At 57.5% G+C, this 24,731-nt stretch carries 18 protein-coding genes; 6 read left to right on the top strand and 12 right to left on the bottom strand.

What is annotated here, in order from left to right; genetic code table 11:
• Window positions 1-38: 38 nt before the first annotated feature.
• From H6F75_RS08565 to H6F75_RS08575, 3 genes are all read right to left on the bottom strand, one after another.
• Window positions 39-1,142, bottom strand: a complete 1,104-nt coding sequence (locus H6F75_RS08565) for an ABC transporter ATP-binding protein (protein ID WP_190751182.1) — start codon at window positions 1,140-1,142, stop codon at window positions 39-41.
• Between the two features lie 203 nt (window positions 1,143-1,345).
• Window positions 1,346-2,191, bottom strand: coding sequence for a carbohydrate ABC transporter permease (locus H6F75_RS08570; protein WP_190751184.1), 846 nt, complete (start codon window positions 2,189-2,191; stop codon window positions 1,346-1,348).
• A gap of 44 nt (window positions 2,192-2,235) precedes the next feature.
• On the bottom strand, window positions 2,236-3,213 hold the full coding sequence (locus H6F75_RS08575; protein WP_190751186.1) for a sugar ABC transporter permease: 978 nt from the start codon (window positions 3,211-3,213) through the stop codon (window positions 2,236-2,238).
• Window positions 3,214-3,438: 225 nt separating this feature from the next.
• Here H6F75_RS08575 and H6F75_RS08580 point away from each other — a divergent pair, with 225 nt between their 5' ends.
• Window positions 3,439-3,945 carry a RidA family protein gene (locus H6F75_RS08580; RefSeq protein ID WP_190751188.1) on the top strand — a complete coding sequence of 169 codons (507 nt, stop codon included), beginning with the start codon at window positions 3,439-3,441 and terminating at the stop codon, window positions 3,943-3,945.
• A gap of 107 nt (window positions 3,946-4,052) precedes the next feature.
• On the opposite strand, the gene H6F75_RS08585 is transcribed toward H6F75_RS08580, so the two are convergent.
• Both H6F75_RS08585 and H6F75_RS08590 read right to left on the bottom strand, forming a co-directional pair.
• Window positions 4,053-5,474, bottom strand: coding sequence for a DUF2252 domain-containing protein (locus H6F75_RS08585; protein WP_190751190.1), 1,422 nt, complete (start codon window positions 5,472-5,474; stop codon window positions 4,053-4,055).
• 29 nt (window positions 5,475-5,503) lie between these two features.
• Window positions 5,504-6,214 (bottom strand): GDSL-type esterase/lipase family protein, encoded by a 711-nt coding sequence (locus H6F75_RS08590; RefSeq protein ID WP_190751192.1) that lies wholly within the window; start codon window positions 6,212-6,214, stop codon window positions 5,504-5,506.
• 228 nt (window positions 6,215-6,442) lie between these two features.
• Between H6F75_RS08590 and H6F75_RS08595 the strand changes: the two genes are divergently transcribed.
• Window positions 6,443-7,633: an AI-2E family transporter gene (locus tag H6F75_RS08595; RefSeq protein ID WP_242019824.1), complete on the top strand. Its 1,191-nt coding sequence runs from the start codon at window positions 6,443-6,445 to the stop codon at window positions 7,631-7,633.
• Here the strand turns inward: H6F75_RS08595 and H6F75_RS08600 are convergent.
• The gene (locus H6F75_RS08600) at window positions 7,630-9,222 is read right to left on the bottom strand and encodes a serine/threonine-protein kinase (protein ID WP_190751194.1); all 1,593 of its coding nucleotides are present in this window, start codon (window positions 9,220-9,222) and stop codon (window positions 7,630-7,632) included. The two genes, H6F75_RS08595 and H6F75_RS08600, sit on opposite strands and share 4 nt — an antisense overlap.
• 383 nt (window positions 9,223-9,605) lie before the next feature.
• On the opposite strand from H6F75_RS08600, the gene pheT reads away from it, so the two are divergent.
• Entirely contained in the window at window positions 9,606-12,044 is a 2,439-nt protein-coding gene (gene pheT, locus H6F75_RS08605) for a phenylalanine--tRNA ligase subunit beta (protein ID WP_190751196.1), read from the top strand.
• A 20-nt stretch (window positions 12,045-12,064) separates the two neighbouring features.
• On the opposite strand, the gene H6F75_RS08610 is transcribed toward pheT, so the two are convergent.
• Together H6F75_RS08610 and H6F75_RS08615 are read right to left on the bottom strand one after the other, a co-directional pair.
• Window positions 12,065-13,402 (bottom strand): FAD-binding monooxygenase, encoded by a 1,338-nt coding sequence (locus H6F75_RS08610; protein ID WP_190751197.1) that lies wholly within the window; start codon window positions 13,400-13,402, stop codon window positions 12,065-12,067.
• An 81-nt stretch (window positions 13,403-13,483) separates the two neighbouring features.
• Window positions 13,484-14,509 (bottom strand): DUF4349 domain-containing protein, encoded by a 1,026-nt coding sequence (locus H6F75_RS08615; RefSeq protein WP_190751199.1) that lies wholly within the window; start codon window positions 14,507-14,509, stop codon window positions 13,484-13,486.
• Window positions 14,510-14,620: 111 nt separating this feature from the next.
• On the opposite strand from H6F75_RS08615, the gene H6F75_RS08620 reads away from it, so the two are divergent.
• On the top strand, window positions 14,621-14,878 hold the full coding sequence (locus H6F75_RS08620) for a MoaD/ThiS family protein (RefSeq protein WP_190751201.1): 258 nt from the start codon (window positions 14,621-14,623) through the stop codon (window positions 14,876-14,878).
• Between the two features lie 224 nt (window positions 14,879-15,102).
• Complete coding sequence (locus H6F75_RS08625) at window positions 15,103-15,588, top strand: MerR family transcriptional regulator (RefSeq protein WP_190751203.1); 486 nt, start codon at window positions 15,103-15,105, stop codon at window positions 15,586-15,588.
• 101 nt (window positions 15,589-15,689) lie between these two features.
• On the opposite strand, the gene H6F75_RS08630 is transcribed toward H6F75_RS08625, so the two are convergent.
• The 4 genes from H6F75_RS08630 to H6F75_RS08645 all read right to left on the bottom strand — a co-directional run bounded on the left by H6F75_RS08630 (window position 15,690) and on the right by H6F75_RS08645 (window position 22,718).
• The gene (locus H6F75_RS08630; protein WP_190751205.1) at window positions 15,690-17,507 is read right to left on the bottom strand and encodes an ABC transporter ATP-binding protein; all 1,818 of its coding nucleotides are present in this window, start codon (window positions 17,505-17,507) and stop codon (window positions 15,690-15,692) included.
• A 161-nt stretch (window positions 17,508-17,668) separates the two neighbouring features.
• Window positions 17,669-18,220, bottom strand: coding sequence for a hypothetical protein (locus H6F75_RS08635; RefSeq protein ID WP_190751207.1), 552 nt, complete (start codon window positions 18,218-18,220; stop codon window positions 17,669-17,671).
• A 253-nt stretch (window positions 18,221-18,473) separates the two neighbouring features.
• Window positions 18,474-19,121 carry a cold shock and DUF1294 domain-containing protein gene (locus H6F75_RS28750; RefSeq protein WP_190751209.1) on the bottom strand — a complete coding sequence of 216 codons (648 nt, stop codon included), beginning with the start codon at window positions 19,119-19,121 and terminating at the stop codon, window positions 18,474-18,476.
• Between the two features lie 33 nt (window positions 19,122-19,154).
• A complete protein-coding gene (locus tag H6F75_RS08645) occupies window positions 19,155-22,718 on the bottom strand; it encodes a PAS domain-containing protein (RefSeq protein WP_206754674.1) in 3,564 nt (1,187 codons plus the stop codon).
• A gap of 691 nt (window positions 22,719-23,409) precedes the next feature.
• Here H6F75_RS08645 and cheB point away from each other — a divergent pair.
• On the top strand, window positions 23,410-24,474 hold the full coding sequence (gene cheB / locus H6F75_RS08650; RefSeq protein ID WP_190751213.1) for a chemotaxis-specific protein-glutamate methyltransferase CheB: 1,065 nt from the start codon (window positions 23,410-23,412) through the stop codon (window positions 24,472-24,474).
• Window positions 24,475-24,731: the final 257 nt, after the last annotated feature.

Here is a 24,731-nt window from a genome sequence, read left to right on the forward strand (position 1 = left end):
TAGCAAAAGCCGCCCCTGAAGATGACCCACCCAAAGAGTTAACTTATTGCCTCTTCAGTGTGGGGATCAAACAGATGTAGGACAGCGGTGTTGACGGCCAGTTCAACCCTGTCGCCTAGGGTCAGGGTAGATCGGCGATCGACCCTAGCCACACAGCTCTGCTCATCGCCTAAAGTGAGGTAGACAATCACCTCATGGCCCATGCTTTCGGTGTGGGTAATGGTGCCTTTGAGGGGTGCGGTGACCATGCCAGGGGGCAGATAGCAGCGATCGTGAATATCTTCGGGGCGAAGGCCGCAGATCACCCGCTGACCGACGTAGCGCTGGCACTGGGCCGAGGTTGTCGGCGGTAGAGGCAAGCTGAGAGCATCAGACTTGAACCAAAGCTGATCGGTCATTTCGACCAGCGCTCCATCAAAGAAATTCATCGCGGGGCTGCCAATAAACCCGGCCACAAACTTGTTTTTAGGGCTGCTGTAGATCGCCTGGGGGGTGTCGATCTGCTGCAAGACACCCTGGTTCAAAATGGCGATGCGGGTGCCCATGGTCATGGCTTCGACCTGGTCGTGGGTGACATAGATGAACGTGCTTTTCAGCTCACGGTGCAGGCGGCTGATTTCAGTACGGGCCTGCACGCGCAGTTGGGCATCGAGGTTGGAGAGGGGTTCATCCATCAAAAACACCGCCGGGTTGCGAACGATCGCTCGACACACTGCCACCCGCTGCCGCTGCCCCCCCGAGAGGTCCTTGGGCTTGCGGTGAAGCAAATCCTCCAGCCCCATTTGCTGGGCCGCCCGCTGCACCCGCTGCTGAATGTCGCCCCTGCCCAAACCTTGAAGCTCTAAGCTAAAGGCCATATTGTCGTACACCGTCATATGGGGGTACAGCGCATAGGACTGAAACACCATCGCAATGTCGCGATCGCGGCTGGCCAACTCATTCACCCGGCGATCGCCAATGTAAATATCCCCCGCAGTCACGCTGTCTAACCCCGCCAACAGCCGCAGAGTAGTAGTTTTGCCACAGCCCGAAGGCCCAACAAAGACCAGAAACTCGCGATCGCCAATCTCAATATCCAAATCGCGCAGGGCTACGAACTCGCTGTAGCGCTTGGTGACAGATTTGAAGGTGACCGAGGGCATGGGGGGAGGGAGTGGATAGGTGGGAGAGTGGGAGGGTGGATGAGTGGGAGAGTGGGAGGGTGGATGAGTGGGAGGGTGGATGAGTGGGAGGGTGGATGAGTGGGAGAGTGGATGGGTAGGTTGCGGGGTGAGAGGGTGGCGTTTTTAGGCTCATCTAACCCATCTACCCATCCACCCATCCACCCACCTACCCACCTACCCACCTACCCCTTCACCGATCCCGCCAGCAGCCCGCGCACAAAGTACCGCTGGAGGGCAAAAAACACCAGCAGCGGCACCGTCATGGTGACGAATGCCCCGGCGGTGAGCAGGTGCCAGTCTTGGCCCCGCGAGCCGACTAGGTTGGTGAGGGTAATCGTTAGGGGAGCGACGGTGGGGGTGCCGCCCAAAAACACTAGCGCCACTAGCAAATCATTCCACACCCAGAGAAATTGGAAGACCGCAAAGGAGGCGATCGCCGGCATCGACAGTGGCACAATCACCCGCGTAAAAATTTTGAGGTGGGTGGCTCCATCCACTGCCGCCGCCTCGATTAAATCCTGCGGCAGCGCCCGGATGTAGTTGGTCAACAGGTAGATGCCCAGGGGCAGACTGTAGCCCGTGTGGGCCAGCCACACCCCGGCAAAGGTGCCCGTCAGACCCAGATCGCGGTAGGCCCGCAGCAGCGGAATGAATGTCATTTGCAAGGGCACCACTAGCAGCGTCACGATCGCCAAAAATAGCCACTGCCGACCCGGAAACTCCATCCAGGCCAGGGCGTAGGCGGCAAAGGCGGCGATCGCGATCGGCATCACCGTCGCCGGAATCGCGATGGTAAAGCTGTTCAGTAACGCCTGCCCCATGCCCGCCGCGCCTAGCACCGCGCGGTAGTTCTCTAGGCTGTACTGGGTGAACTCGAAGGGATGCTGAAATACTGTCCACCAGCCGCTAGAGAGTACATCGGCCGGGGGGCGGATGGAGCTGATCAGCAGGCCCAGGCTGGGGAGAGTCCACAGCAGGGAGAGGGTGATTAGGGCGAGGTGGATGGGGGTGCGGGCGAGGCGGGGCATGGGGGAGGTAGGGAAGGTGGGGGGGAGGTGGGGGAGGTAGGGGGTTAGCGGGTGGTGGGCTGGCGAAATTCACGGATGTTGACGACCATGATGGGGATGACGGCGAGCAGCAGCATGACGGCGATCGCACTGCCCCGGCCATAGTGGCGAAAGCTAAACATCTCCTTAAACATGCGGCTGGCGATCACCTCGGTGCCCTGGTTGCCCGCCGTCATCACGTATACAATGTCGAACACCTTGAGCACCAGCAGCACGGTGGTGGTTGAGACTACCAGAATGGTGGAGCGAATCATGGGCACGACAATGCGCCAAAAAATCTGTACCTCATTGGCCCCATCGATGCGGGCGGCTTCGATCATCTCCTGGGGAATGCCCTTTACCGCCGCCGAGAGCAGCACCATACAAAAGCCGGTTTGCAGCCAAATCATAATGGCGATTAGGGCGAAGTTATTGAGCGATCGCTCCACCAGCCAGCCCACCGGCTCAAAGCCCAGGCTGGTGATCACCCCGTTGAGCAAGCCAATCTGGGCAGTCCCCGCCGGGCGAAAGGCGTAGATAAACTTCCAAATCACGCTGGCCCCGACGAAGGAGATTGCCATGGGCAAAAAGATCAGCGTTTTGGGCAAGGGCTCGTAGCCCACTCGGTCGGCCAGCACCGCGATCAGCAGCCCTAGGCTGACACTGACCCCCGTTACCCCCACCAACCAGAAAATGTTGTTGCGAAAGGCCTCGCCCATACTCGGGTCGGCAAAGAGGGAGATGTAGTTGCTGAAACCGACGAAGGACTGCGATCGCGCGTCGAGCAGGCTAACGTAAACCGTCAACACCGTCGGAATGACCAGGTAGGCCACCAGCAGCAGCAGCGCCGGAGCCAGGTAAACCCAGGGCAAAATGCGACCTTTGAGCCGTCCTGGAGCAAAGCGCTCCACCAGCGCGTTCGCCCCGTAGAACAGAGCCACTACCCCACCACTACCGACCAAAATGGCCAGCACCGCTATCCCTATCTTTGAGAAAACGACCATAGATTTGCGGTTAGCTGTCAGCTAGTCTTGACGTCACCTTGCCCTAGGCCCAGCCATTTCCAGCGCGTGGCCGCAGGACCAATGCCTCATTCTGAACTCCCTTTAGCACTCTTGATGTTTAGGGGTAGGAATCCCAAAAATGCTCCAGTTCGCCATTGGTTTGAAATGCCCAACACCACCCAGGAATAACGCTATGCTGGGGCTGATTTTACCTTAGGCAGGGCAATGGCGCGGCAGCGAGCGTTTTCGGGCACCCCGTGGGAAGAGCAGGTCGGCTACTGCCGGGCGCTGCGGGTGGGCCAGCAGATTTTTGTCTCAGGCACCGCCCCCAGCGATGGTCAGGGAAGCACCTTTGCCCCCGGCGACGCCTATGCCCAAACCAAGCGCTGCTTTGAGATTATTCAGCAAGCTTTAGTAGAACTGGATGCCGACCTCAGCGATGTGGTGCGCACCCGCATCTACATCACCGACATGAGCCGCTGGAAAGAGGTTGCCCAGGCCCACTATGAGCTGTTTGCCGACCATCCGCCGGTCAACACCACCGTCGAGATTCCCACCCTGATGAACCCCGACATGCTGGTGGAAATCGAGGTCGAGGCTCTGTGCGAAGCAGCCCCGCCCCAGCCGCCACCGGTCAGCCGACCCCAGAACATGATTTTGGGCCGCCCAATTCAACGGTCTGGCCTACCGCCAACTACAGGGTCAGATTTGGACGAAGGCTGTCTCGACTAAGCGTTTGCCAACCTGATTGTGACGGGCTGGGTGGATTCGGGTTTAAGGGAAAAGGTGTCAGGTATAAGGTGATGCCTGTCATCCTTGGTTTAGTGAAGTACGGACCCCTAATCGTCGTAAGCAACGGGAATGCGCCCCTGTTTGGCGGCGGTTACCAGGCGATCGTAGTCGTGCTCAGTTTGGTCGGCGTAGGCTTCAGCGAAGAGAACCAGGGCATCGGCTAACGCGTCGCCTTTGCCGATGTAGCCCGCTAGCATGGCGGCATCGCCCGACTTAGCGTGGGCCAGCGCCAAAGCCCAGCCGCAGAGGGTGCAGTAGTCGGGCAATCTTGACACCTGAAACTTGTCGGGTTCGAGCTTAAAGCCACCTTTCATGTCGCGCAGTTGGCGAATGTAGTAATGGGTGTCGTTGTGGCTGCCCCAGCCCAGAAAAATATCGGGAGACCCCTGAATCAACTTCTGCCCAATCACCACCCGCCGCCCCTGGTGGTCGTCGGGCAATCGATGGTCACATCGCGCCGAGGAGTAGGAGGCCAGCGCTGAGGGCTGGGCTTCTTTGACCTGCAAGAACAGTGGATCGCTGGCGTCTTTTCCCTCCAAATAAAGCACCCAGCAACGGGTGCCCACACTACCTACTCCCACAACTTTACGGGCCACATCCAGCAGTCGGTAGCGTGACAGCAAAAAGCGGCGATCGCCGCTCAGAGACTGCAAATAGTCTTGCAGCAGCGTCTCTACGGCAGATACTACCGTGGGGCCATCGCTTAACGTCTCGGCCCGCACCACCAGCGGCGGCGACTCAATGATGTGGTGGCGATCGTCCACCAGGTTGGTCATTTCGTCGAGCACTTGCAGGTGGTTGCGATCGCGCGCCTTATCCAAAACTCGCTGGGCATACTTCTCAGCGCTGTCGGGCAGTTTTTCGAGCAGCTCGGCATCGGTAATGTTGTCGTACCACAGCTCAAGGTAAGGCAGGTCAGCGTAGATGGCCAAGTGCTGACGGTAGGATTCGATCGCCGCTCGCACTGAGTTTTGGCAAAGGGGGCGATCGCCCCCCAAATACCGCCCCGCCACCACAATGCTGGCCACTAAGCGCTTCAGATCCCACTCCCAGGGGCCGGGGTAGGTTTCGTCAAAATCGTTGATGGCAAAGACTAGGTTGCGCTCAGCCGAGGCAAACACGCCAAAGTTAGACACATGCATGTCGCCACAGGCCTGCACCTCAATGCCGGTGGTCGGCGCCGGGGCAATATCGGCCATCATTACCGCCGCCGAGCCCCGCAAAAAAGCAAAGGGCGACGCCAACATCCGCCCATAGCGCAGCGGCACCAGGGATTGCAGGCGCGTAGTCGCCTCGGCCTGGAGCAGGTCTACCGGGTCAGGGCGATTGGCAGGAGGCCGATATTCACCCAGGTCAGAGCGCTTTACCCGCTGCCGCAAAACCTTGCCCGCTGCCATGCGATCGGCCACCGACTGAGGTATATCGGGATCAGCAACTGGGCTAGAGGCCGGTTCGTGAGCGGCAACCATAGGAATTATGACCAGAGACGGCAGCGTAGCTAAGCTTGACCAACCGGCACATCGACAGCGGTTTGAAAGGCATTCCAGGTAAGAATGTCCTGCAGCAGCGCCCGGTAGCCGCCTACATTGGGGTGCAGGCCATCCACAGAAATTAGCGGTTGCCACCAGGCTTCGCCTCGGCCCATCCAGAGGTTGAGCACATCGAGATAGGGAATGTTGTGGCTGGTGCAGGCCAGACGGGTGGCTTCGCGGTAGCGCCACTGATCGCTGTGGGTGTAATACAGCACCTCTGAGAAGGGCATAGCCTGTTCGTTGACCGGTGTCATGCCGACAAACAGCACTGGGCACAGCCGTCGCGCCTGGTTTAGCAGGGCTTCCATATGCTCCTGAAACTCGTCAAAGTCGGTGCGGTTGCGGCCCAGGGTATTGCCCACCCGCGCTGAGTCGTTGAGACCCACCGACAGCACCAGCAGATCGGGTACCCGGTTGCGCAGCTCACCTCGGTTGCGAAACTCATGGTCAAGGCGCTGTCTCACCTGACTGACCCCATCTCCCCGCACCCCAAGGTTGTAAAAAACCGCCCCCTCGCGGCCGGGAGCCATGGTCAGGCGACGCAGGCGTTCAACCCAGCCGCCACCCTCTGGGTCGCCAAAGCCGTACACCAGACTATCGCCTAGCACCAGCACCTTTTGGGGGTGGGGCTGCTTGAGAATGATCCCTGAGGTAGGAGCGAGATGGGAAGCCAGCATAGAGTAATTAATTTGGGTAATGAGCCGAACCAATCAAACTGGACTATGGAGGGATTTGTTTTAAATTGTTTACATATTACCCTTTGAGGTACCCAGTGCTAGAGGAAAACCTTCACTTGGCCTTTACCTGGTTGGCAAAAAAGCGCGATCGCCCAAGCTTGAAACCCGCTGCTTTGCCTTAGGCTGTAGATGGCCACAACGGCCGCGCCCCGATAAACCCTGGCCCACATGAGCAGACGTATGGAGTACGGTGCAGCACATGGTAATGAACCGATCGCCAAAAGCTGGCTAGCCCGCTGGTGGGAAGGGCTTACCCCCATGGCGCAGTCAGCCCTAGTTCTGCTGGCTACCCCGCTGCTCGTACTCAACGTCTGGGCGGTGGCAGTTATTTTCGGCTACTTCCGCTCAATTTTAGTTACCGTGCTGATCGCTGGGCTGCTGGCGTTTCTGTTGAGCTACCCTATGGGTCGCCTCGAGACCCTTGGCCTTAAGCGGGGCTTAGCCTCAACCCTAGTGCTGGTCCTGGCTCTAGTCGGGTTTTCGGGCCTGGCTATTGTGGTACTGCCCTTTGTCATCGACCAGGGCCAGCAGCTGGTGGTGCGCTTGCCCGACTGGTTTGACTCAGGCAAGACCCAACTCATAGTGCTCGACGGCAAGATGGCCGAATGGGGCTGGCCGATCAATCTCGACGGGCTGATTGCTCAAACCAGCGATCGCCTCAAGCGCGAGATTCAGTCCATCGCTGGGGAAGCCCTCAATCTCACCATCAACGTGGCGGTCTTTACCGCCAACAAGCTGCTCGACGTCGTACTGACCGTGGTGCTCACCTTCTACCTGCTTCAGCATGGCGAAGAGGTGTGGGAAGGCGTGGTGGGGCTGCTGCCGACCCGCCTCCAGCAGCCCTTCTCAGAAACCCTGCGGCAGAGCTTTCGCAACTACTTTTTAGGACAGTTCATTGTCGCCAGCTGCTTTGGCACCGCTCTGACGATTATCTTTGGCCTGTTGAACGTGCCCTTCGGCTCCCTGTTTGGCCTCACCGTGGGGCTGCTGGCGCTAGTGCCCTTCGGCGGTACCGTCGGCGTGATCATCGTTACCCTACTGGTGGCCCTGCGGGACATCAAAATTGCCATTCCCATGCTAATTTCTGCCGTTGTGGTGCAGCAGCTAGTCGAAAACGGCATTGCCCCCCGGGTGTTGGGCAGCGTCACCGGGTTGAACCCCTTCTGGGTCTTTATTGCCATTTTGTCCGGGGCTAGGGTTGGGGGGCTGCTGGGGGTGATTGTGGCTGTTCCCGCCGCTGTCATTATCAAAGAGGCCTTAGTGGCGCTGCGCAACTCCCGTCAGCTCGTTCCCGAGGCCGAAGACCCTGTTAATCCCAGCGCGGGTTCACCCCAGGCTAAAGCGGCAGCACTACCCTAAAGAACGCCACGGCGACCGTTGGGCATGACCGTGGACCAGTTGGTGCGAGCTGACGCCAGCTGGTCAGCAGAAATTAGCGCTCCCGTCAGGTCAGCTCCGCAGAGGTTGGCCCCCCGCAGGTTAGCGTTTGACAGACAGGCGTGAGCAAGGTTAGCTCCTCGCAGATCGGCCCCCTCCAGATTGGCATAGTGGAAGTAAGCCTTGATCAACTTGGCGTTGCGCAAGGTTGCTTTGCATAGGTTGGCGCGGCCAAAGTTGGCGTTGCTCAGATCAGAGCCTTGGAAGTTGGCGCTGGGCAGTTTTGATTGATTAAAGTTAGCTTCAATCAGCAGGGTGCGCTGTAGATCGAGGTCTTTGAAGGTTTGCAGCGAAAAGTCGCGTCGACCTTTGGCGTACTTTTGCTTAACATCTTCGGCAGACAGTGCCGCAGCAGCGGGAGTAGCTTTGCGCGGTGTGGGCGATCCGTTTTGAGTTGGCACCAAGGGAGCCATGCTCTTGGCCCCCGAATGCGATCGCTCGCGCCGAGCTCGAATCGCTGCCGCCATACGAGACGACGGAGAACCACCCCCTGAGTTACTGATAGCGGCATGGGGTGAGGGCCCACTCAGCGGCCCATGGCCATTGCTGTACCCGCTGGTGGCCGACCCCAGTGAGGTGGGAAACGCCATGTTCTGAGCTAGGCTTTCCATGTAGGGTTCGAGGTCTAGGTCGCGGTGGATGGCCTCCACAGTTTGGTAGCGATGCTTGACTGAGATCTCTAACATCTTTTCCAGCACGCCAGCAAAGTGGTCGCTAATGTGCACATGCTCACGCCACAGCAGTTCCCCATTGTTGGGGTCGTAGTTGAGATCTTTAGGTGCTCTAGCCGATAGTAAATAAATGCAGGTCACCCCCAGGGCGTAGATGTCGCTGGCGTAGACGGGGCGCATGGCCATCTGCTCCGGGGGCGCGTAGCCGGGAGTGCCAATGGCATAGGCGGTGAGAGCTGTCTGGTCAGAGCTAGCGGCCTGGGCTGGGTTGACTTTGTCTTTTACGGCCCCAAAGTCAATTAGCACCAGTTTTTTATCCTGGTCGCGACGAATGATGTTGGCGGGTTTAATATCGCGGTGAATGACGTGGTTGTCGTGGACGTACTGCACCATCGCCAAGATTTCGCTGAGGAACTGCTTGACTCCAGCCTCAGTGAAGGGGCCACCGCGTTTGACCTCCTGCTGTAGGGTGAGGCCATTGATATATTCCTGTACCAGAAAAAACTCTTGCTCGCTCTCGAAGTAGTCAAGCAGGCGGGGTAATTGGGGATGGTTGCCGATCATCCCTAGGATCTTGGCTTCCCGTTTGAACAGATCTCGTGCCATCTCAAGCACGTGGGGCGCTTCAGCGGAGGGGCGCAGCTGTTTGATGACGCAGGGGGGCTTGCCAGGCAGCAGCTCATCGCGAGCCAGAAAGGTGGCCCCAAAGCCACCCTGGCCCAGGGCACGAATCATTCGGTAGCGGCCCCGTAGCAGTAGCTCTGCCCCACACGTTTGACATTGGTTAACCGTGGGGGGGTTCTTAGGCTTAGAACAATCAGGGTTGATGCAGTAGCTCATGCGGCCCAGAATGGTGGGTATCTAGACGGGCCCGAAGGCCACGGCAAGCGGTGGTTAGCCAGCAGCGGGGCAGTAACAGGGCAGCCCTAAGGCCGCGATGGTGGCAGTTGTGGGGACCGACCCCTCTCGGTAATGCCACATTACCCCAATTATTCCCTGTTTCAGAGAGGGGTTATAGCATTCACCTACGGGGATATATACTTCTGCCCAAAATCTAGGGGAAATGTAAAAAGTCGATAAACCCCTGCTTCCCATTCTCAATAGTGAGTCAGGTATACAGTAGAGCACTGGGGTCCTTGGGTAGATGCAATGCCCACAGGGTAGAATGTTTGGGCAATAAACCACAGCATTCTAGATTTTCTAACGGTCAAGACAGCTCCACCATGCGCATATCTCTAAACTGGCTCAATGAATACGTCAATGTCCAGCTTTCTGCCCAAGAGCTAGCCGATGCCCTAACCATGGCCGGGTTTGAGGTCGAAGACATTGAAGATAGACGCACTTGGGCCGATGGCGTGGTGGTTGGCCGAGTCGTAGAGCGCACCCCGCACCCCGATGCCGACAAGCTCAGCGTCTGCCGAGTCGACATTGGCCAGGCCGATAGTTCAACTATAGTGTGCGGGGCTGCCAACGTGCGAGCCGACATCTACGTGGCGGTGGCTACTGTAGACACCTACCTGCCGGTGGTAGATCTGACCATCAAGCCCCGCAAGCTGCGCGGCGTGCCCTCGGCGGGCATGATCTGCTCCCTGGCAGAGTTGGGGCTGGCGAAGGAGTCTGAGGGCATTCATATTTTTGCGGCCGACAGTCTGAAGTTGGGGCAGGACGTGCGCCCTCTGCTCGGTCTAGACGACGTGATTCTCGATGTCACCTCGACCGCTAACCGGGCTGATGCCCTCAGCATGGTGGGCATTGCCCGCGAAGTGGCGGCAATTACGGGGGCCACGCTGCACCTGCCGGTCACCCAAGCGCCCGCAATACCGAAAAGCGCCACGGCTCCAGAGATTGCCCTTCCCGACGAGAAAGCCTGTCCGATCTACATCGGCACGGTGCTAGAGAACATTGCCCTCGGTCCTTCGCCCCAGTGGTTGCAGCAGCGGCTGGTGGCGGCAGGCACTCGTCCGATCAACAATGTGGTAGATGTCACGAACTACGTGCTGCTGGAGTGGGGCCAGCCGCTGCATGCCTTTGACCGCGATCGCCTGCTGACCACTGGAGACGCCCTCAACCTCGGCGTGCGCTACGCTCAGCCCGGTGAAACCCTGGTGACTCTGGATAGCCAAAAGCGCCAGCTTCAGCCCGAGACTCTATTAATTACGGCCAACGACCAGCCCGTGGCCCTAGCGGGGGTGATGGGCGGTGAAGCCACTGAGGTCCACGACGGCACCCAAGCGGTAATGTTAGAGGCCGCCTTTTTTGACGCGGCAGCGATTCGCAAGTCGGCCCGCAGCCAAGGGTTGCGCACTGAGGCTTCGGCTCGCTACGAGCGCGGTGTGAACCCGGCGGAGCTGGGGTTAGCCTGCGATCGCGCCCTCCAACTGCTGCAAGAACTGGCTGGAGCTACCGTCGTGGCTCAGACTATCGGCACCACTTCCCTGGGGGCGGCCATTCCCGAGCGGGTGATTACCCTACGACTGAGCCGGGTGACCCAACTGCTGGGCCAAGTCATCAACCTGGGCGACCAGCCCCAAGACCTGCCGCCTGAAACCATTCAAACGCTGCTGGAAACCTTGGGCTGCCAAGTAGCCCCGACCGACGAGGCAGGCGTGTGGGCTGTCACGGTGCCTCCCTACCGCTACCGTGACCTGGAGCGGGAGGTCGATTTGATTGAAGAAGTGGCCCGCCTCTATGGCTACAACCACTTTGCCGATACCCTGCCCCAAAAGGCGATCGGCGGCTTTTTATCGGTGGAGGCGGCCCTGCGCCGCAGGCTGCGGGAGACGTTTCGGGCAGCTGGGCTGACGGAGCTGCTGCACTACTCGCTGACTAAGTCGGTTAGCGATCGCCAGGTCACCCTTGCCAACCCGCTTTTTCCTGAATATTCGGCCCTGCGCCAAGATTTGGTGGACGGGCTGATCGACGCCTACGAATTTAACCTCAACCAGGGTAACGGCCCCCTCAACGGCTTTGAGATCGGCCATATCTTTTGGCAGGATGAGGCAGGCATTCATGAAGCTGAGGCCTTGGGCGGCATTGTCGGCGGCGATGGGCGATCGAGCCAGTGGGTTACCAGTGGTCAAGATCGGCCCCTCACCTGGTACGAGGCCAAAGGTATTCTCGACGGCGTCTTTAGCCGCTTGGGCCTGACGGTTGACTACCGCGCCGACAGCACCGATCCGCGCTTTCACCCCGGTCGCACCGCATCGCTGTGGGTGCGGGGGCGGTTAGAGCTGGGTCGCTTTGGCCAGCTCCATCCCCAGCTGCGCCAGCAGCGGCAGCTACCCGCCGAGGTGTATGTATTTCAGCTCAACTGGTCGGCGTTGGAGACCTGCCTGGTGCCAGTGCTGCAAAAGTCGGTGAAGTTTGCCGCTTATTCTACGTTTCCGGCCAGCGATCGCGACCTGGCTTTCTACGCCCCGCTAGAGACCACTGTCGCCGACCTAACAACAACCATGGCCAAAGCTGGGGGCAAACTGCTGGAGTCGGTCGCCCTATTCGACGAATACCGAGGTGAAAGCGTCCCCCAAGGGCAGCGCAGCTTGGCCTTTCGTCTGGTCTACCGCTCCCCTGATCAAACCCTCACCGATGAAACAGTAGACCCAGTTCACAAAAAGGTGCGCGCCGCTTTAGAAAAACAGTTTGGAGTAACCTTGCGGAGCTAGCCTCAGCCTGGGTATGGCCGTTACGGGTGTTGCGATCGCAGCACTCGCCACAAAGTTTGAGGCTGAAACAAGCTGGTGGGGGGTGCCATCATATTCATTACCTTGAGAAAAGCCGCTCCGATCAAGGGGTCACGGTGGGAGGCCCGGTTGACGCAGGTGACGTAGGCGTTAATCAACGTTGTGCCTGGGGATTTTTTACCCTGGGTTTCTGGATAGCGAAAGTCTTCGGCTACTGCGGTTTGCCACGGAATATCGATCAGCTCAGCGGCACGCCTAAAGAATTTGCGCGCAATGCCCTGCAATGGGTCGCCCTGGTGGTGCAGTAGCCCATCTAGCGCCTCTGCCTGTAGGGCCGCTGTGGTCATGCCCTGTCCATAGAGCGGGTTGAAGCAGCAAACTGCATCGCCCAGCACCAGATACCCCGCGGGAAAGCGTTTGAGCTGCTCGTAGTGGCGGCGCAGGCTGGCGGCAAAGTTGTAGTTATAAACCGCCGAAAGCGGCTCACTGTGGCTGACAATGGCGGCAATATCTGGAGCTGGCAAGCTTTGAGAAAAGGAGAGAAAGCCCGCTGTATCGGTGGGAGCGGGGGCACCCTGGCGACCGCAGAGGGTAACAATCCAACGCTCGTCTTCGATGGGAAGTGCAATGCCGCCTCGCTTTTCCTGCGGCCCAGTGGGAGTAATAAAAATCCAGTTGCTGGGCTGGCTGTCGGCAGCTCGGCGATAGATCTGGGTGGCGTAGCTGGTGTGGCAGACTACCTTGCTTTTGGGCGGGGGACTGTAGCCGAGTTCTGTTAGCCACTGGGGCGATCGCGATCCGCGCCCGGTAGCATCCACAGTCAGATCGGCATACTGGGTTTCAGGCTGAGCACTGGTGCCTGAACGAGTAAACTGTACCCCTGAAATTCGCTGCCCCTCCTCGCTGATCAGCAGCTGATGAACACGACAGCCATCGAGCACGGTGACGTTGGGCAAAGCCACCACCTGCTGGCGAACCTGCCACTCCAGGAATGGTCGGCTAGCGATGACGCAGTCTTGACCAAATTCAAAGGGTAGGCGATAGCCGCCGTCGCAATACCAGCGCATGGTGCGCCCCATATCGGTAACCGTCGCCCCACCGCTGCGGAGGGCATCCACCAGAGTTGGGAAATAGCTGGCCAGGCTCTGCAAGCCACGGCCCAACAGCCCGTGGAGATGATTGGCCTGGGGCTGTCCAGGGCGGGCTTCGGGCTGGTCTCTCAAGCGATCGCGCTCAAAGAGGGTGACCTGGGCAAAGTGGTCGCTGAGCACCCGAGCCGTCAGCAACCCTGCTATGCTGCCGCCAATGACAATTGCGTTTCGACCTAAGCGGTGCTCCATAGCGACGCTCCAGAAGCGATCGTTTAGCAGACAACTCCTAACTGCCAAAGACTAGCAGCGGTCAAGCCCTCTGCCCTTAGCTTAGCTATTCTCAGCTTCAGCGTCGGGTTGGGCGGTGCGATGGTGCCACAGCCGATAGCCGCCGTAGCCTACCGCCGCAGTTAGCACCCAATAGGGGCTAAAGGCCAGCAGCCAGAGCCCCAGCTTTAGCCCGCTGACGGTAAATGCTTTTACCGACTGAGTAGCAGCGTCCCATGTGTTGCTTAGGGTTTCGCCAACGGGACGCAGCGGGGTTACTTGAGTTACCGGGCTTTGCAGGGTTAGGTAGATCTGTGAGAAGGCCACTTGCCGTTTGAGGTTTTGCTGCTGAGCCGCCATGCGCTCAATCGACTCGCGCACGGTGCTCAGTTCCCGCGCCACTTCTAGCACGTGGGAGATTTCTCCCGATCGCTCCATAATTTTCAGCAGGGCCGCTTCTGACTGGCGCAGATTCTTCAGCCGGGCATCGAGATCCACTAACTGGCTTGACACATCCTCCGCTGTCAGCGACTGCTGCTGCACAGTTCCCAGGGGACGGAGGGCGTTCAGCACTGAATCTAATTCAGCCTGGGGCACCCGCAGGGTCAAGGTCACCTGCTGAGCCGTTCCTTCGGGAGAACGGTGATCTTGCAGGCTCAGCATATCTCCCTGAGCCCGTTGAAGGATGGCTTGCACCTGGTCTACGGCAGCGTCAATATCGGTTAGCACCAGCACCAGGCTGGCCTGCTTCACCAGCTGAGGCGCAGGCTGTCCAATATCGCTGGGGACCGGCTCGATTTCGCTGGTCTTGGCCATGTCAGAGGTCGCCGATTGTGCCACTGGAGAGGCCTGGTTAGCAGTCGGCGCAGCATCGCCTGCCACCGCGCCAATTTCGGCAGACAGAGTTTCTTGCTGCTCAACGTCGGACGTTTGGGCGCAGCCACCCACCAGGGCAGCCCCCAGGGCGATCGCTAACAACTGAGCACGATGGACGCGGAGGAATGCAGAACGGGTCATCGGGTTGCCTAAGCCAAACTCGGATGGCTCTACTATGGCCTGAACGATCGCAGTAATTGCCCAAGTTACCATTACTGAAACCGGTAGGAGCATCGAGGGCGATCGCTCCGTAATTCTTGATAGGATTGCACGGTTGACGCAGAGGAGCGTTGGCGCAGCCTCTGCAAAGGAGAATCGCCCCCAGTGCCAGAACCGATCACCATCACCGTCAAGCTATTTGCCATTTACCAGGAAGCCTACGGCCAGCCTGAGGTGCAGTGGCAGTTTTCAGAAGGGGCCACAGTGGGGTCAGTGCGCGATCGCGTCCTGGCCGAGCATCCCAAGTTAGAGGCTTGGCGCGATCGCACTCGCCTGGGCCTCAACCTTCAGTTTGTAGCCGACGATACCCCGCTAAAAGACGGTGACGAGGTGGTGCTGATCCCTCCCGTAAGCGGTGGCTGAGGCTAGCACAAGCGAACTACCGCAACTTTTCTGCTTTGCTAAGGAAGCTTCAAAAAACGTTAGAGTCGCCGCATCCAAGTCAGGGTAGGCGATCCCCATTTTTTTGTTTTTAAAAGATCGCACAAGTTCTGGAAATGTTCGTTGCACCCCAGATATTCCCCTACCTATAGCGTAGAGTTGATCTTGTTAACTCCATATCTAGCGTTTATGTAGGAGCGCCCGCTATGGACTGGTTTCCTCGCCGCCATGCCATTGTCTTAGCCCGCAGCAGCCCCAGTCGACTCGCCTATCTCGAAAAAATAGGAATCATCATACCCCAGCGGTCCGGCGGTTCTTCCCGACTGGAGGTGTTCTACTCCTGGGAGCAAATTCTTGAAATTCGCGCTATTAGTCGGCTGCGTCAGCACCTGTCATTTCAGACTATTCGCAAAATCTTACAGTACTTTGATGACCGCGGCGTGGGCCGCACCCTGCGCGATAAGCACTTGGTGATCAACCATCACGGGGTTAGCTGGGTACAACCCGGCACAACCGCCACCCCCCAGGTGATTCATCTAGTCGGCCATGGATGCAGCTTTATGGGGCAGTTTGTGCTGGCCCCCGTCGAGGCTGACGCGTCAGCTCTGGGATTTTCTAGTGGCATGACTAGTCCCACCACTCCTAAGGTGGTAGATATTGAACACTTTAGAAAAAAGATCCGCTCTCGATAGGCAAGGTTAATTTCTCCCAAAAAAAGCCCCTGGACTGAGCATCTAGAGGCTTTTTGTTAGGTTTGATCTTAGGCACCCACCTTGTCGGCAGTCACCGGTCATTACGACACCATTTCGCCGGTTTCTTGCAGCACGTGCAGGCGGTGATAAATGCCGCCGCGGGCCAGCAGTTCTTCGTGGTTGCCCACTTCGGCAATGCGGCCTTCCTCTAGCACTACGATCTTGTCAGCCTCCCGCACGGTGCTCAGACGGTGGGCAATGATGATCGTGGTGCGCGTGCCGAGAATCGATCGCATCGCTAGCTGAATCGATCGCTCTGATTCGTAGTCGAGGCTAGAGGTGGCTTCGTCGAACACCAGCACGTCGGGGTTGACTAGCAGAGCGCGGGCAATGCCCAGTCGCTGCCGCTGCCCGCCCGAGAGCCGTACGCCCCGCTCGCCCACCACGGTGTAGTATCCCATGGGCAGGCGGTGAATGAACTCGTCGACCCGAGCGATGCGGCAAGCTTCGTTCACTTGTTCCATGGTGGCGGTGGGGTTGCCGTACTTCAGATTGGCGAGCAGGGTGCCGTTAAACACATCCACTTCCTGGTGCACGATCGCCAGTCGCTTCCGATACCCCGTCACATCCAGCTGGCGAATATCTTCGCCGTCGATCAGAATGCGGCCACTGTGGGGGTCGAAGTAGCGAAACAGCAGCTTCACCAGAGTCGACTTACCCGAACCCGATCGCCCCACCAAGGCCACCGTTTGGTAAGGCTCGATCAGCAGATCAATAGCTTGCAGCACGGGCCTTTCGGCGTCGTAGCCAAAGCTCACCTGGTCAAAATGCACCTTGCCGGTGAACTGGTAGGTGGGCAGGCTCTCGGGGGCATCGGTCAGATTCACCGCGTCAGTGCCCAAGGGCTCTTCCATAAACTCGTGAAAGTGCAGCATTGAGGCGTAGCGGCGGGCAAAAACTTCGCCCACTTCGCTAATCGGCCCTAGCTCCGAGTAGGCCATGCTCGACACCGTCAGAGTGGTGATAAAGTGTCCCAGCGAGATGTGACCCTGCAACGTGGCCAGCAGGGTCAGCACCAGCAGACCAAACACACAGCTCTGCACGATCAAATCCTGCCAAGTGCCGAGAATGACGTAACCCTTGTGAATGACGCGGATGACGACAGTGAACTCGCGCTGTAAGCGCTGGCTCTGCCGCCGCAGCTCGTCTCGCTCGGTCGCAAACGCTTTCACGGTTTTGATATTGGTGATGATCTCCGAGGTGCGGCTCTCGGTATTCTCCATGTAGGTGTCGAGGGTTTGCTCCTTTTTGTTCAGACGAATTAGATCCTTCAGGCTGAAGCTGAGAATGCCGATAAATGACACCAAAAAGACCAGGGCAATGCGCCAGTCAATCCACCAGATCAGAACGAAGATGCCGGTGATGCGCACCAGCTTGGGAATCAGTTGATTCGCAATTTCGGGATAGGTCCAGGTGTGGTTAGACAGACCCCGCGCCACCCGACCCGAGATGCGGCCGGGGTTGTGTAGGTCGTAGAAGCCTAGGGGCAGGGTCAGCAGCTTATGAATCACCGAGTGGGTATGGTCGCGCCGGGTGCGCAGGGCAATATCCCAGTGAAACCAGTCGGCTAGCCAGGGCTGAATGGGGGCGCGTACTACAGTGACCAAAAAGATGATGGCCAGAAGGAGGGCGATCGCCAATCCTGGCCCCGCTGGATAGCCCAATGTGGCAGCCACTCGGTCGACCATCCCCTGGCTCAGGGGGTCAATGGGCTGGTCTGAGAGAACGTTGAGCAACTGGCCAATGCTGTAGGGCACCGCCAAATCCGCCACCTGAAAGAGGCTGCTGGCGGTGATACTCCAGATCGCGGCCCGACGGTAGCGACTGTAGTATCGAAGAACATGCTGAAAGGAAGCCATGACGGTAACCGTCCTGCGATCGAGTACGTTGTAGTATAGATACTACAACACAGGTTCTTGGATTCCGCAAGGTATTTTGTCAGGGGGTCAGTAGGTTTAGCAGCGTTGCAATGTCGTTTTGATGTTCATCTACTCCTGCTTACGCCACCAAACCGAAGTAGCTATGTAGGACTTGTATACCGAGCGATCGCCCATATTCGACAATTGCCGCAGTGAAAATCGTTGGGGAACAGCTGACGCAGGCCACGGGCAATCTCTACAGCCCGAGCAAACTGATCGAGCAGGCCAAATTGGTTAACATCCTCAGGCCCAAAAATCGATGGAAATGCCCCGCAGTTCAGCAGCAGGCTAATTGAGTTGTCTACGTCTAAAATATCGTAGCCACAAAAGCTAAAGGCACTGGGCCAGGCATCAAATACAGACAACTGGCGATCGGGAGCTTCAATCAATGCCAACAGATTGTGCTGTGCAGCATCATAGGCAATGCGACGTTTGAGGTATTCATAATCGCGAAAGCAGTGAACCCGGTGGTTGGCGTGAATATTAAAGTTCCAATCTTCATCGATCAAAGCATCGATTAGCGATGGGCAAAGAATCGTGTCCACAGACACAACCTCACTCAGGTGAGCGTAGCCAGACCATTCAACGTAGCGAATCCACGCCTCGCCCCGCTGGGAATCGAACCTCTGGCAAGCTACAAAGATGGGAGTCATGGTGGTCTAGGCTACCTAGAAACATATTCGCGAAGTCAGTTTAAGGGGCAGCGCGGCACCGTTTAAGCAACTGGTGTCACTATTTCATTAGCGGCGATCGCGGCTTTGCTCGACCTGCCGCTTCAGATCAGTTAGCTAGACCACCAGCAACCAACTCCGACTGAACTGAAGGAAGACATTGCGAATAAGTAGACACAGTGGCTCAAGCATAGACAGGGGTTTCAAAACTGCTATTGCCCAACCGTTTTGCTGGCTAACCTACAAGCGTTCTGCCTAAAAACAGCCAGGCCAGCCAGGCCAGGTAGTGAATTACAACGATTGCCCAAAACTCAGTTTGGTAAGACTGTTTTTGGCTTTTATGGCGCAATACTTGCTGAGCCACAAACCCCCCAGGCCAACCGCCAACCAATTCGCAGAAATGCAGGGTTTGTTCAGAGGTTCGCCAAACTTTTTGCTTAGCCCGCTTCTTATCGTCGGCATAGACAAAATAAGTGATGACGCTCATTAAAGGGTAGAGCACCAGCGGCAGCGGGTTGCCTGTCAGCCAGGTAAAGTGAGCCGCACCCGCCAAAGGAAAGGCTAACAGCAGCAGTAGCTCAGCGATCGGCAGGCGAGAGTATGACTTTTCGCCCGGTTTGCGGTTGCCCCTGGAAGCATTTGATGAAGACTCCGATCGCTGCCTGGCACCAGCAATAAACGCTCCAACGGCACGGGTTTTGCCGTCTGGGTTGACCAGACAGTAGTAGTAAATCGTGTCATTCTCCCGAGGGCGACGGGTTGCATTCTTCAGCTCAGACACGTGGAGAAAAACATCTTTACCTCCGTCAGCCGGTTGAATAAAGCCAAACCCACGATCGTCATTCCATTTTGTGAGTTTGCCGCTGCGAAGGTCAGATTTCATAGGTGAATTCTAACTTCAGTGCTGTTCCTTCGGCTACACCGAGCGATGTTGCACTAGGGCGGCGATCGCCTCTACCAGCTGGGCCGACTCCATCGGTTTTGATAAATGCTTTTGAAAACCAGCGGCCAACACTTTTTGCTGGTCCATAGCGCTGGTATAAGAAGTCAGAGCAATGGCGGGAATTAGCTGGTTGTGAGTTGCGGCTCGAATTTGCTGCATCAGCATGTAGCCGTCCATGCCGGGCATGCCAATGTCACTAACTAAAATATCGGGTTTCATCTCAGAGAGAGCTGTAATCGCAGCGGCAGCCGAGGACAGCGCCGTTACTCTAGCTCCAAACTGCTGAAGGGTCGTGGTAATTAGATCACGGTTGTCGGCGTCATCTTCAACAATCAAAACGTGAATATTTTGCAAGCTGCCCTGGGCCAGGGGGGGACTCACATCTACGGGGGTTTCGACCGCATCAAACATGACTGGAAACCGCACCGTGAAGGTGGCTCCCTGATTTTCGCCGGGGCTCTCGGCTTGAATGGTGCCGTGGTGCAAATCAGCAATCTGGTGGGCGATCGCCAACCCCAGCCCCAAGCCGCCAAAATCTCGAGTTGTGGTGCTATCGGCCTGCCTGAAGCGATCGAACACATGGGGCAGAAACTCAGGGGCAATGCCTTTGCCGCTATCGCTAACCTGAATTTGCGCCCAGCTATCGTCATAGGCTAGGCGCACGGCAACGCGCCCGCCCTGGGGGGCAAACTTAACGGCATTCGACAGCAAATTCCAAACCACTTGCTTGAGTCGGTTAGGGTCTCCTAAAACTTTAAGTGGCGCACCGTCGAGCTCGGTATCAAACTGCACGTCCTTGGCCTCACCCAAAGAGCGCACAGTCTCTAAGGACTCTTTAACAACTGTGGACAGGGAAACGGGCAGGCTGTTGAGCACCAGCTTGCCGCGCAAAATCCGCGACACGTCGAGGAGATCGTCGATCAGCTGTGCCTGAAGTTTGGCGTTGCGCTCAATCGTTTCTAGGGCGTAGTCAACTTTGCTCTCGCTGAGTTGGCCCATGCGCAGCAGCCTGGCCCAGCCCAAAATCGGGTTGAGGGGCGACCTGAGCTCGTGGGAGAGCACCGCCAAAAATTCGTCTTTGATGCGGTTAGCGGTCTCGGCGGCTTCTCGGGCCACGCACTCCTGCTCCAGTAGCTGAGCGCGCTGGGTTTCTAGCTGCTTTTGGTCATCCACATCGGTGATGGTGCCGACCCAGCGGGTGACGGCTCCGCTACTGTCTGGCACCGGCAGCCCGCGATTGATAAACCAGCGGTAAACGCCGTCACGGCGACGAATGCGCTGCTCAAGATCAAAGCCAATGCCCTGGTCTAAGGCTTGTTGCCACAGTTCTAGCGCGCGCGCCTGCTCATCAGGGTGCACAATTTCAGTGCCGCCAACACCGACAGCGGCGTCTTTTGAAAGGCCGGTGTAGTCATACCAGCGCTGGTTCCAGTACTGCACGCCGGTGCGATCGGCCATCCAAACCATCTGAGGCATGGCCTCCGCCAAGACGCGGTAGCGTTCTTCGCTCTCCCGCAGGGCAATTTCAGTCTGCTTGAGGGTCGAAACATCCAGCGCAACGCCCGCCATGCGGTAGGGCTGACCCTGCTCGTCGTCATACACGCGCCCAATGGAGCGTACCCAGTGCACGGTGCCGTCGGGCCACAGGGTGCGCATTTCCACGTCGTAGTCTTGGCGGTGGGCGATCGCCTCTACCACCGCCTGCTGCACGCGATCGCGATCCTCCGGGTGAATAGTCTGGGCGAACACCTCGAAGCTCATATCAATATCGGAGGCGAGGCCAAAAATCGCTTTGCAGCGATCGGACCAGACTAAATCTTGGCTGATTAAGTCATAGTCCCAGGTGCCGCAGTTCGCTCCCTGCAGGGCCAGCTGTAGCCGCGATTGGCTGTCCTGCAAGACCACCTCGATCTGCTTGCGATCGGTGATGTCTAAACAGGTGCCTATGAGTTTGACCACCTGGTTTTGAGCATCGAGCACCGGCTCGCAGCGAGAATGCAGGTAGCGAACCGAGCCGTCGGGCAAGACCACCCGCAGATCGAAGGCGGAGGAATGATGATCGGCGATCGCCCGTTCAATGAACTGCTGCACCATGGCGCGATCGTCGGGGTGAATGCGCTGCATGAGTTCGCCATAGTTGGGCTCTGTTTGGGCTGGGTCATAGCCAAACTGGTCAAACATCGCCTCTGACCAAACGCTCTGCTGGCTCTCTGGGTAAAACTCCCAGCTGCCAAACTGGGCTAGCCGCTGGGCCATGGCCAGGTGGGCTTCGCTGTAGCGCAAGGCGTCTTCAGCCTGCTTACGGGCGGTGATATCAACCCCCACCAAAGTCACGATCCAACAGTCTTGGGCCTCATCGCGGCGAGAGGTCAAACTATCGGCAATCCACCGGGTCGAGCCGTCTTTGTGGCGAAAGCGATATTCGACCGTGATTGGCCGTTGCTCAAACACGGCATCAAACATCGGGCCAGCGATTACAGCCTGATCCTCGGCGAAGGTGCGCGCCATCCAAAGCTCGGGGGTAATCTCGGCCAGGGCGTAGCCGGTCAACGCCTCACAGCCCACCGAGCGGTAGTCAAGGATGTAGGTGCGATCGGCAAAAAAGCGGCAGCGGGCGATCGAAGCTGGGGCAGTGTTGAGCAGACTATTGAGCTCGTCTTGGGAGGTTTGCAGAGCCTGCTCTAAATTTTTGCGCTCTGTGATGTCAACCCGCAGCAGTGAGACACCATCACCCAGGGGATACACCCGATTTTCAAGCCAGCGCCCCTCAGCGGCAGAGAACAGCTCAAAACTGGTGACGGTTTGGGCCTCAACGGCCCGGTGTAGCTGCTCATAAAAGGGAGGGGCGATCGCCTCCGAAACCACTGCCCAAATTGGCTGCCCCAGCAGCTCGTGGCGAGGCTTTTGCAGAGCAGCTACGGCGCGATCGTTCACGTAGGTAAAGCACCAGTTTGAGTCCAACATCATGAACTCGTCGCTGATACTAGTTAAGACGTTTTCTAAATTTTCAGCAGCCGTTTGAGCTGTAGCCCGCAACGCCCGTTCGCGCCGCTCTCCCAAAATTTTTTGAGTAGTCTCATTGACGGCAATAAAAATACCTGCCACCTGGTCCGGCTCATCCCAAATAGGCGTGTAAGAAAACGTGAAGTACCCCTCTTCAGCCTGGCCGTTGCGGTTAAGCGTCATCGGCAGATCCTCAGACCAGGTGGCCTCTCCCGTAGCCCTGACCTGCGCCAGCAGCACCCCTGAGAAATCCCACACTTCTTGCCAACATTCCTCCGCCCGCTGGCCAATGCCGACAGGATGCTTATTCCCAGCAATGGGAATATAGGCATCGTTGTAGAATTGAATATAGTCTGGCCCCCACAAAATTTGCATGGGAAACCGAGACGAAAGCAGAATTTGCAGCGCAATGCGTAGGCTCTGAGGCCAAGTTTCCATTGACCCTAAAGGCGTATCTGACCAGTTAAAGGCTCGAATTAGAGATCCTGTCTCTCCTCCGTTTCTTAAAAAGGCCAGCTCGCTAGATAATGCCATTCTTTACTGCACACGCCTAATCAGTGATGAACTACGTTAGAAACTAGATATTGGGCTCCGTTGCGCTGTGGCCTACCACTAAACCCGTCGACAAAATATTTCCTGCCAAACATTAGATAAAGCTCGTCACCTTCGTCGCTTAAAGACTACTACAGGGCTCAACTGAACCGTCTAATTTCTAAGAATTGCTCTTTAGAACACCGGCAAGGGAAAAACAACCCAAAGATATGGTGTGCTAGGGCTATTTTTCCAGCTCTATCTTAGAGCTTTACCCTGGGGAATGACACCTCTCACAAATTGTTAAGTCCAGGCTTTCACCCCTATTTTGAGTATTTGTTTATACAACCCTCTTTCTAAGCAGCTGACCGTTTCCTTAGAGCTAGCTGCCGTTGCGTAGTTGTGCAACTAAACGGTAGCCACAGTCACTAGGCGGGAAAATTTAGGTATCAGTAAGCTGCCGCAGCCCTGTAGGTTCAACCGCTTAGCTTGCAAGGGCAAAGTGTCTTCCCCACTGCTTAAGCTCTACTACTTAGGCCCGCTGACTCTGTTTGGCAACGGCGCCTTGACAGGGCCACCGAAGATCCCAACTTAGCCCTAACTCCGTCAGAGGCTAAACGCGCAAACTATAGAGGTTCAAAGCCGAGATCGATTACGCTGAACCCAGCCGCCCACGACTCCGAGAGAGACCTAGATGCCCTCTGGCCCAATTCGCCTCTTGCTGGTAGACGACTCACCCGTCGCCTTAGTCCTTTTGCAGCGTATTTTGCGGGAGGCACCCGACATGGAGGTCGTGGGGGTGGCTCACAACGGCCAAGAGGCCTTAGACATGATGGCAACGGTGAAGCCAACTTTAATCTGCACCGATTTGCACATGCCCAAGATGAACGGGCTAGAGCTGACTGAAGAGGTCATGGCCCGCTGCCCCTGCCCTATTTTGGTAGTCAGCGCCTCGGTGCAGAAAGAAGATACCCAGACCGTCTTTCGCATTTTAGAAGCAGGGGCGCTAGACATCTTCCCTAAGCCCCGCACCGGCCTAGCCTCTGAGTATGAAAAGACAAAGACTGAGCTGTTAGCAAAAATTCGAGTGCTGGCGGGGGTGTCGGTGTTTACTCACCGGCGGCGCAGCCCAGTTCCAATTGCCCCATTGGGGTCGGCCCTGTCTACTGCCTTGCCAGAAAGACGCCCCCGGCTGCTGGCTTTGGGCGCGTCTACGGGCGGCCCCCAGGCTCTGCTGGCAATTATGCAGCAGCTGCCCAAAACCTTTCCGGCACCAATTGTGTGCGTACAGCATATCAGCAATGGTTTTTTGCAGGGGTTGGTCGACTGGCTCGACAGCAGCTGCGCCCTGCGGGTCACCATTGCCACAGCGGGCACTGTGCTACAGCCTGGTGTGGTCTACTTTCCCCCTGAGCGCCATCACTTAGAAATCGATGCGGGCGGGCGCATTCAGCTTTCTCAAGGCGGCCCGGTGGCCGGGCACTGCCCTTCGGTAACGGTGATGTTTCAATCTGTGGCTGCCTACTACCGCCGGTCGGCCGTGGGCGTGCTGCTCACGGGTATGGGCCGCGACGGGGCCGACGGACTCCAGACTCTATCCCAGGCGGGGGCGCTCACTATTGCCCAAGACGAGGCGAGCTGTGTGGTGTTTGGCATGCCTAAGGAGGCGATCGCCCTAGGAGCTGCCCAGCAGGTGCTGCCGTTGAGCGCGATCGCCCCCTTTTTGCTCAGTCAGGTGTTTGTGAGCGGCCCTACTTAGCCCTTAAGTGTACTTTTAGATACTTCATTGCCGTCGTTTTAGCCCTTAGCAATGCGATCGCTTCAAGAGCGACTGAGGAAATTACCCAACTATGTGAACAAGCGTTAACAAGCCCTCTCCGTGGGGAAAATTGGGACTGGGGTAGGCTGCTATGGCACCGTTATCGGCTAGCTACAGAGCCCGTCAAGATCTACTGCTCAGCCCAAGGGCTGAAGCATTTTTTGGTTTGGTAACAATTTACCTAGCGGTCCTCTGGC

This window comes from Nodosilinea sp. FACHB-131, from assembly GCF_014695395.1.
Classification (GTDB): Bacteria; Cyanobacteriota; Cyanobacteriia; order Phormidesmidales; family Phormidesmidaceae; genus Nodosilinea.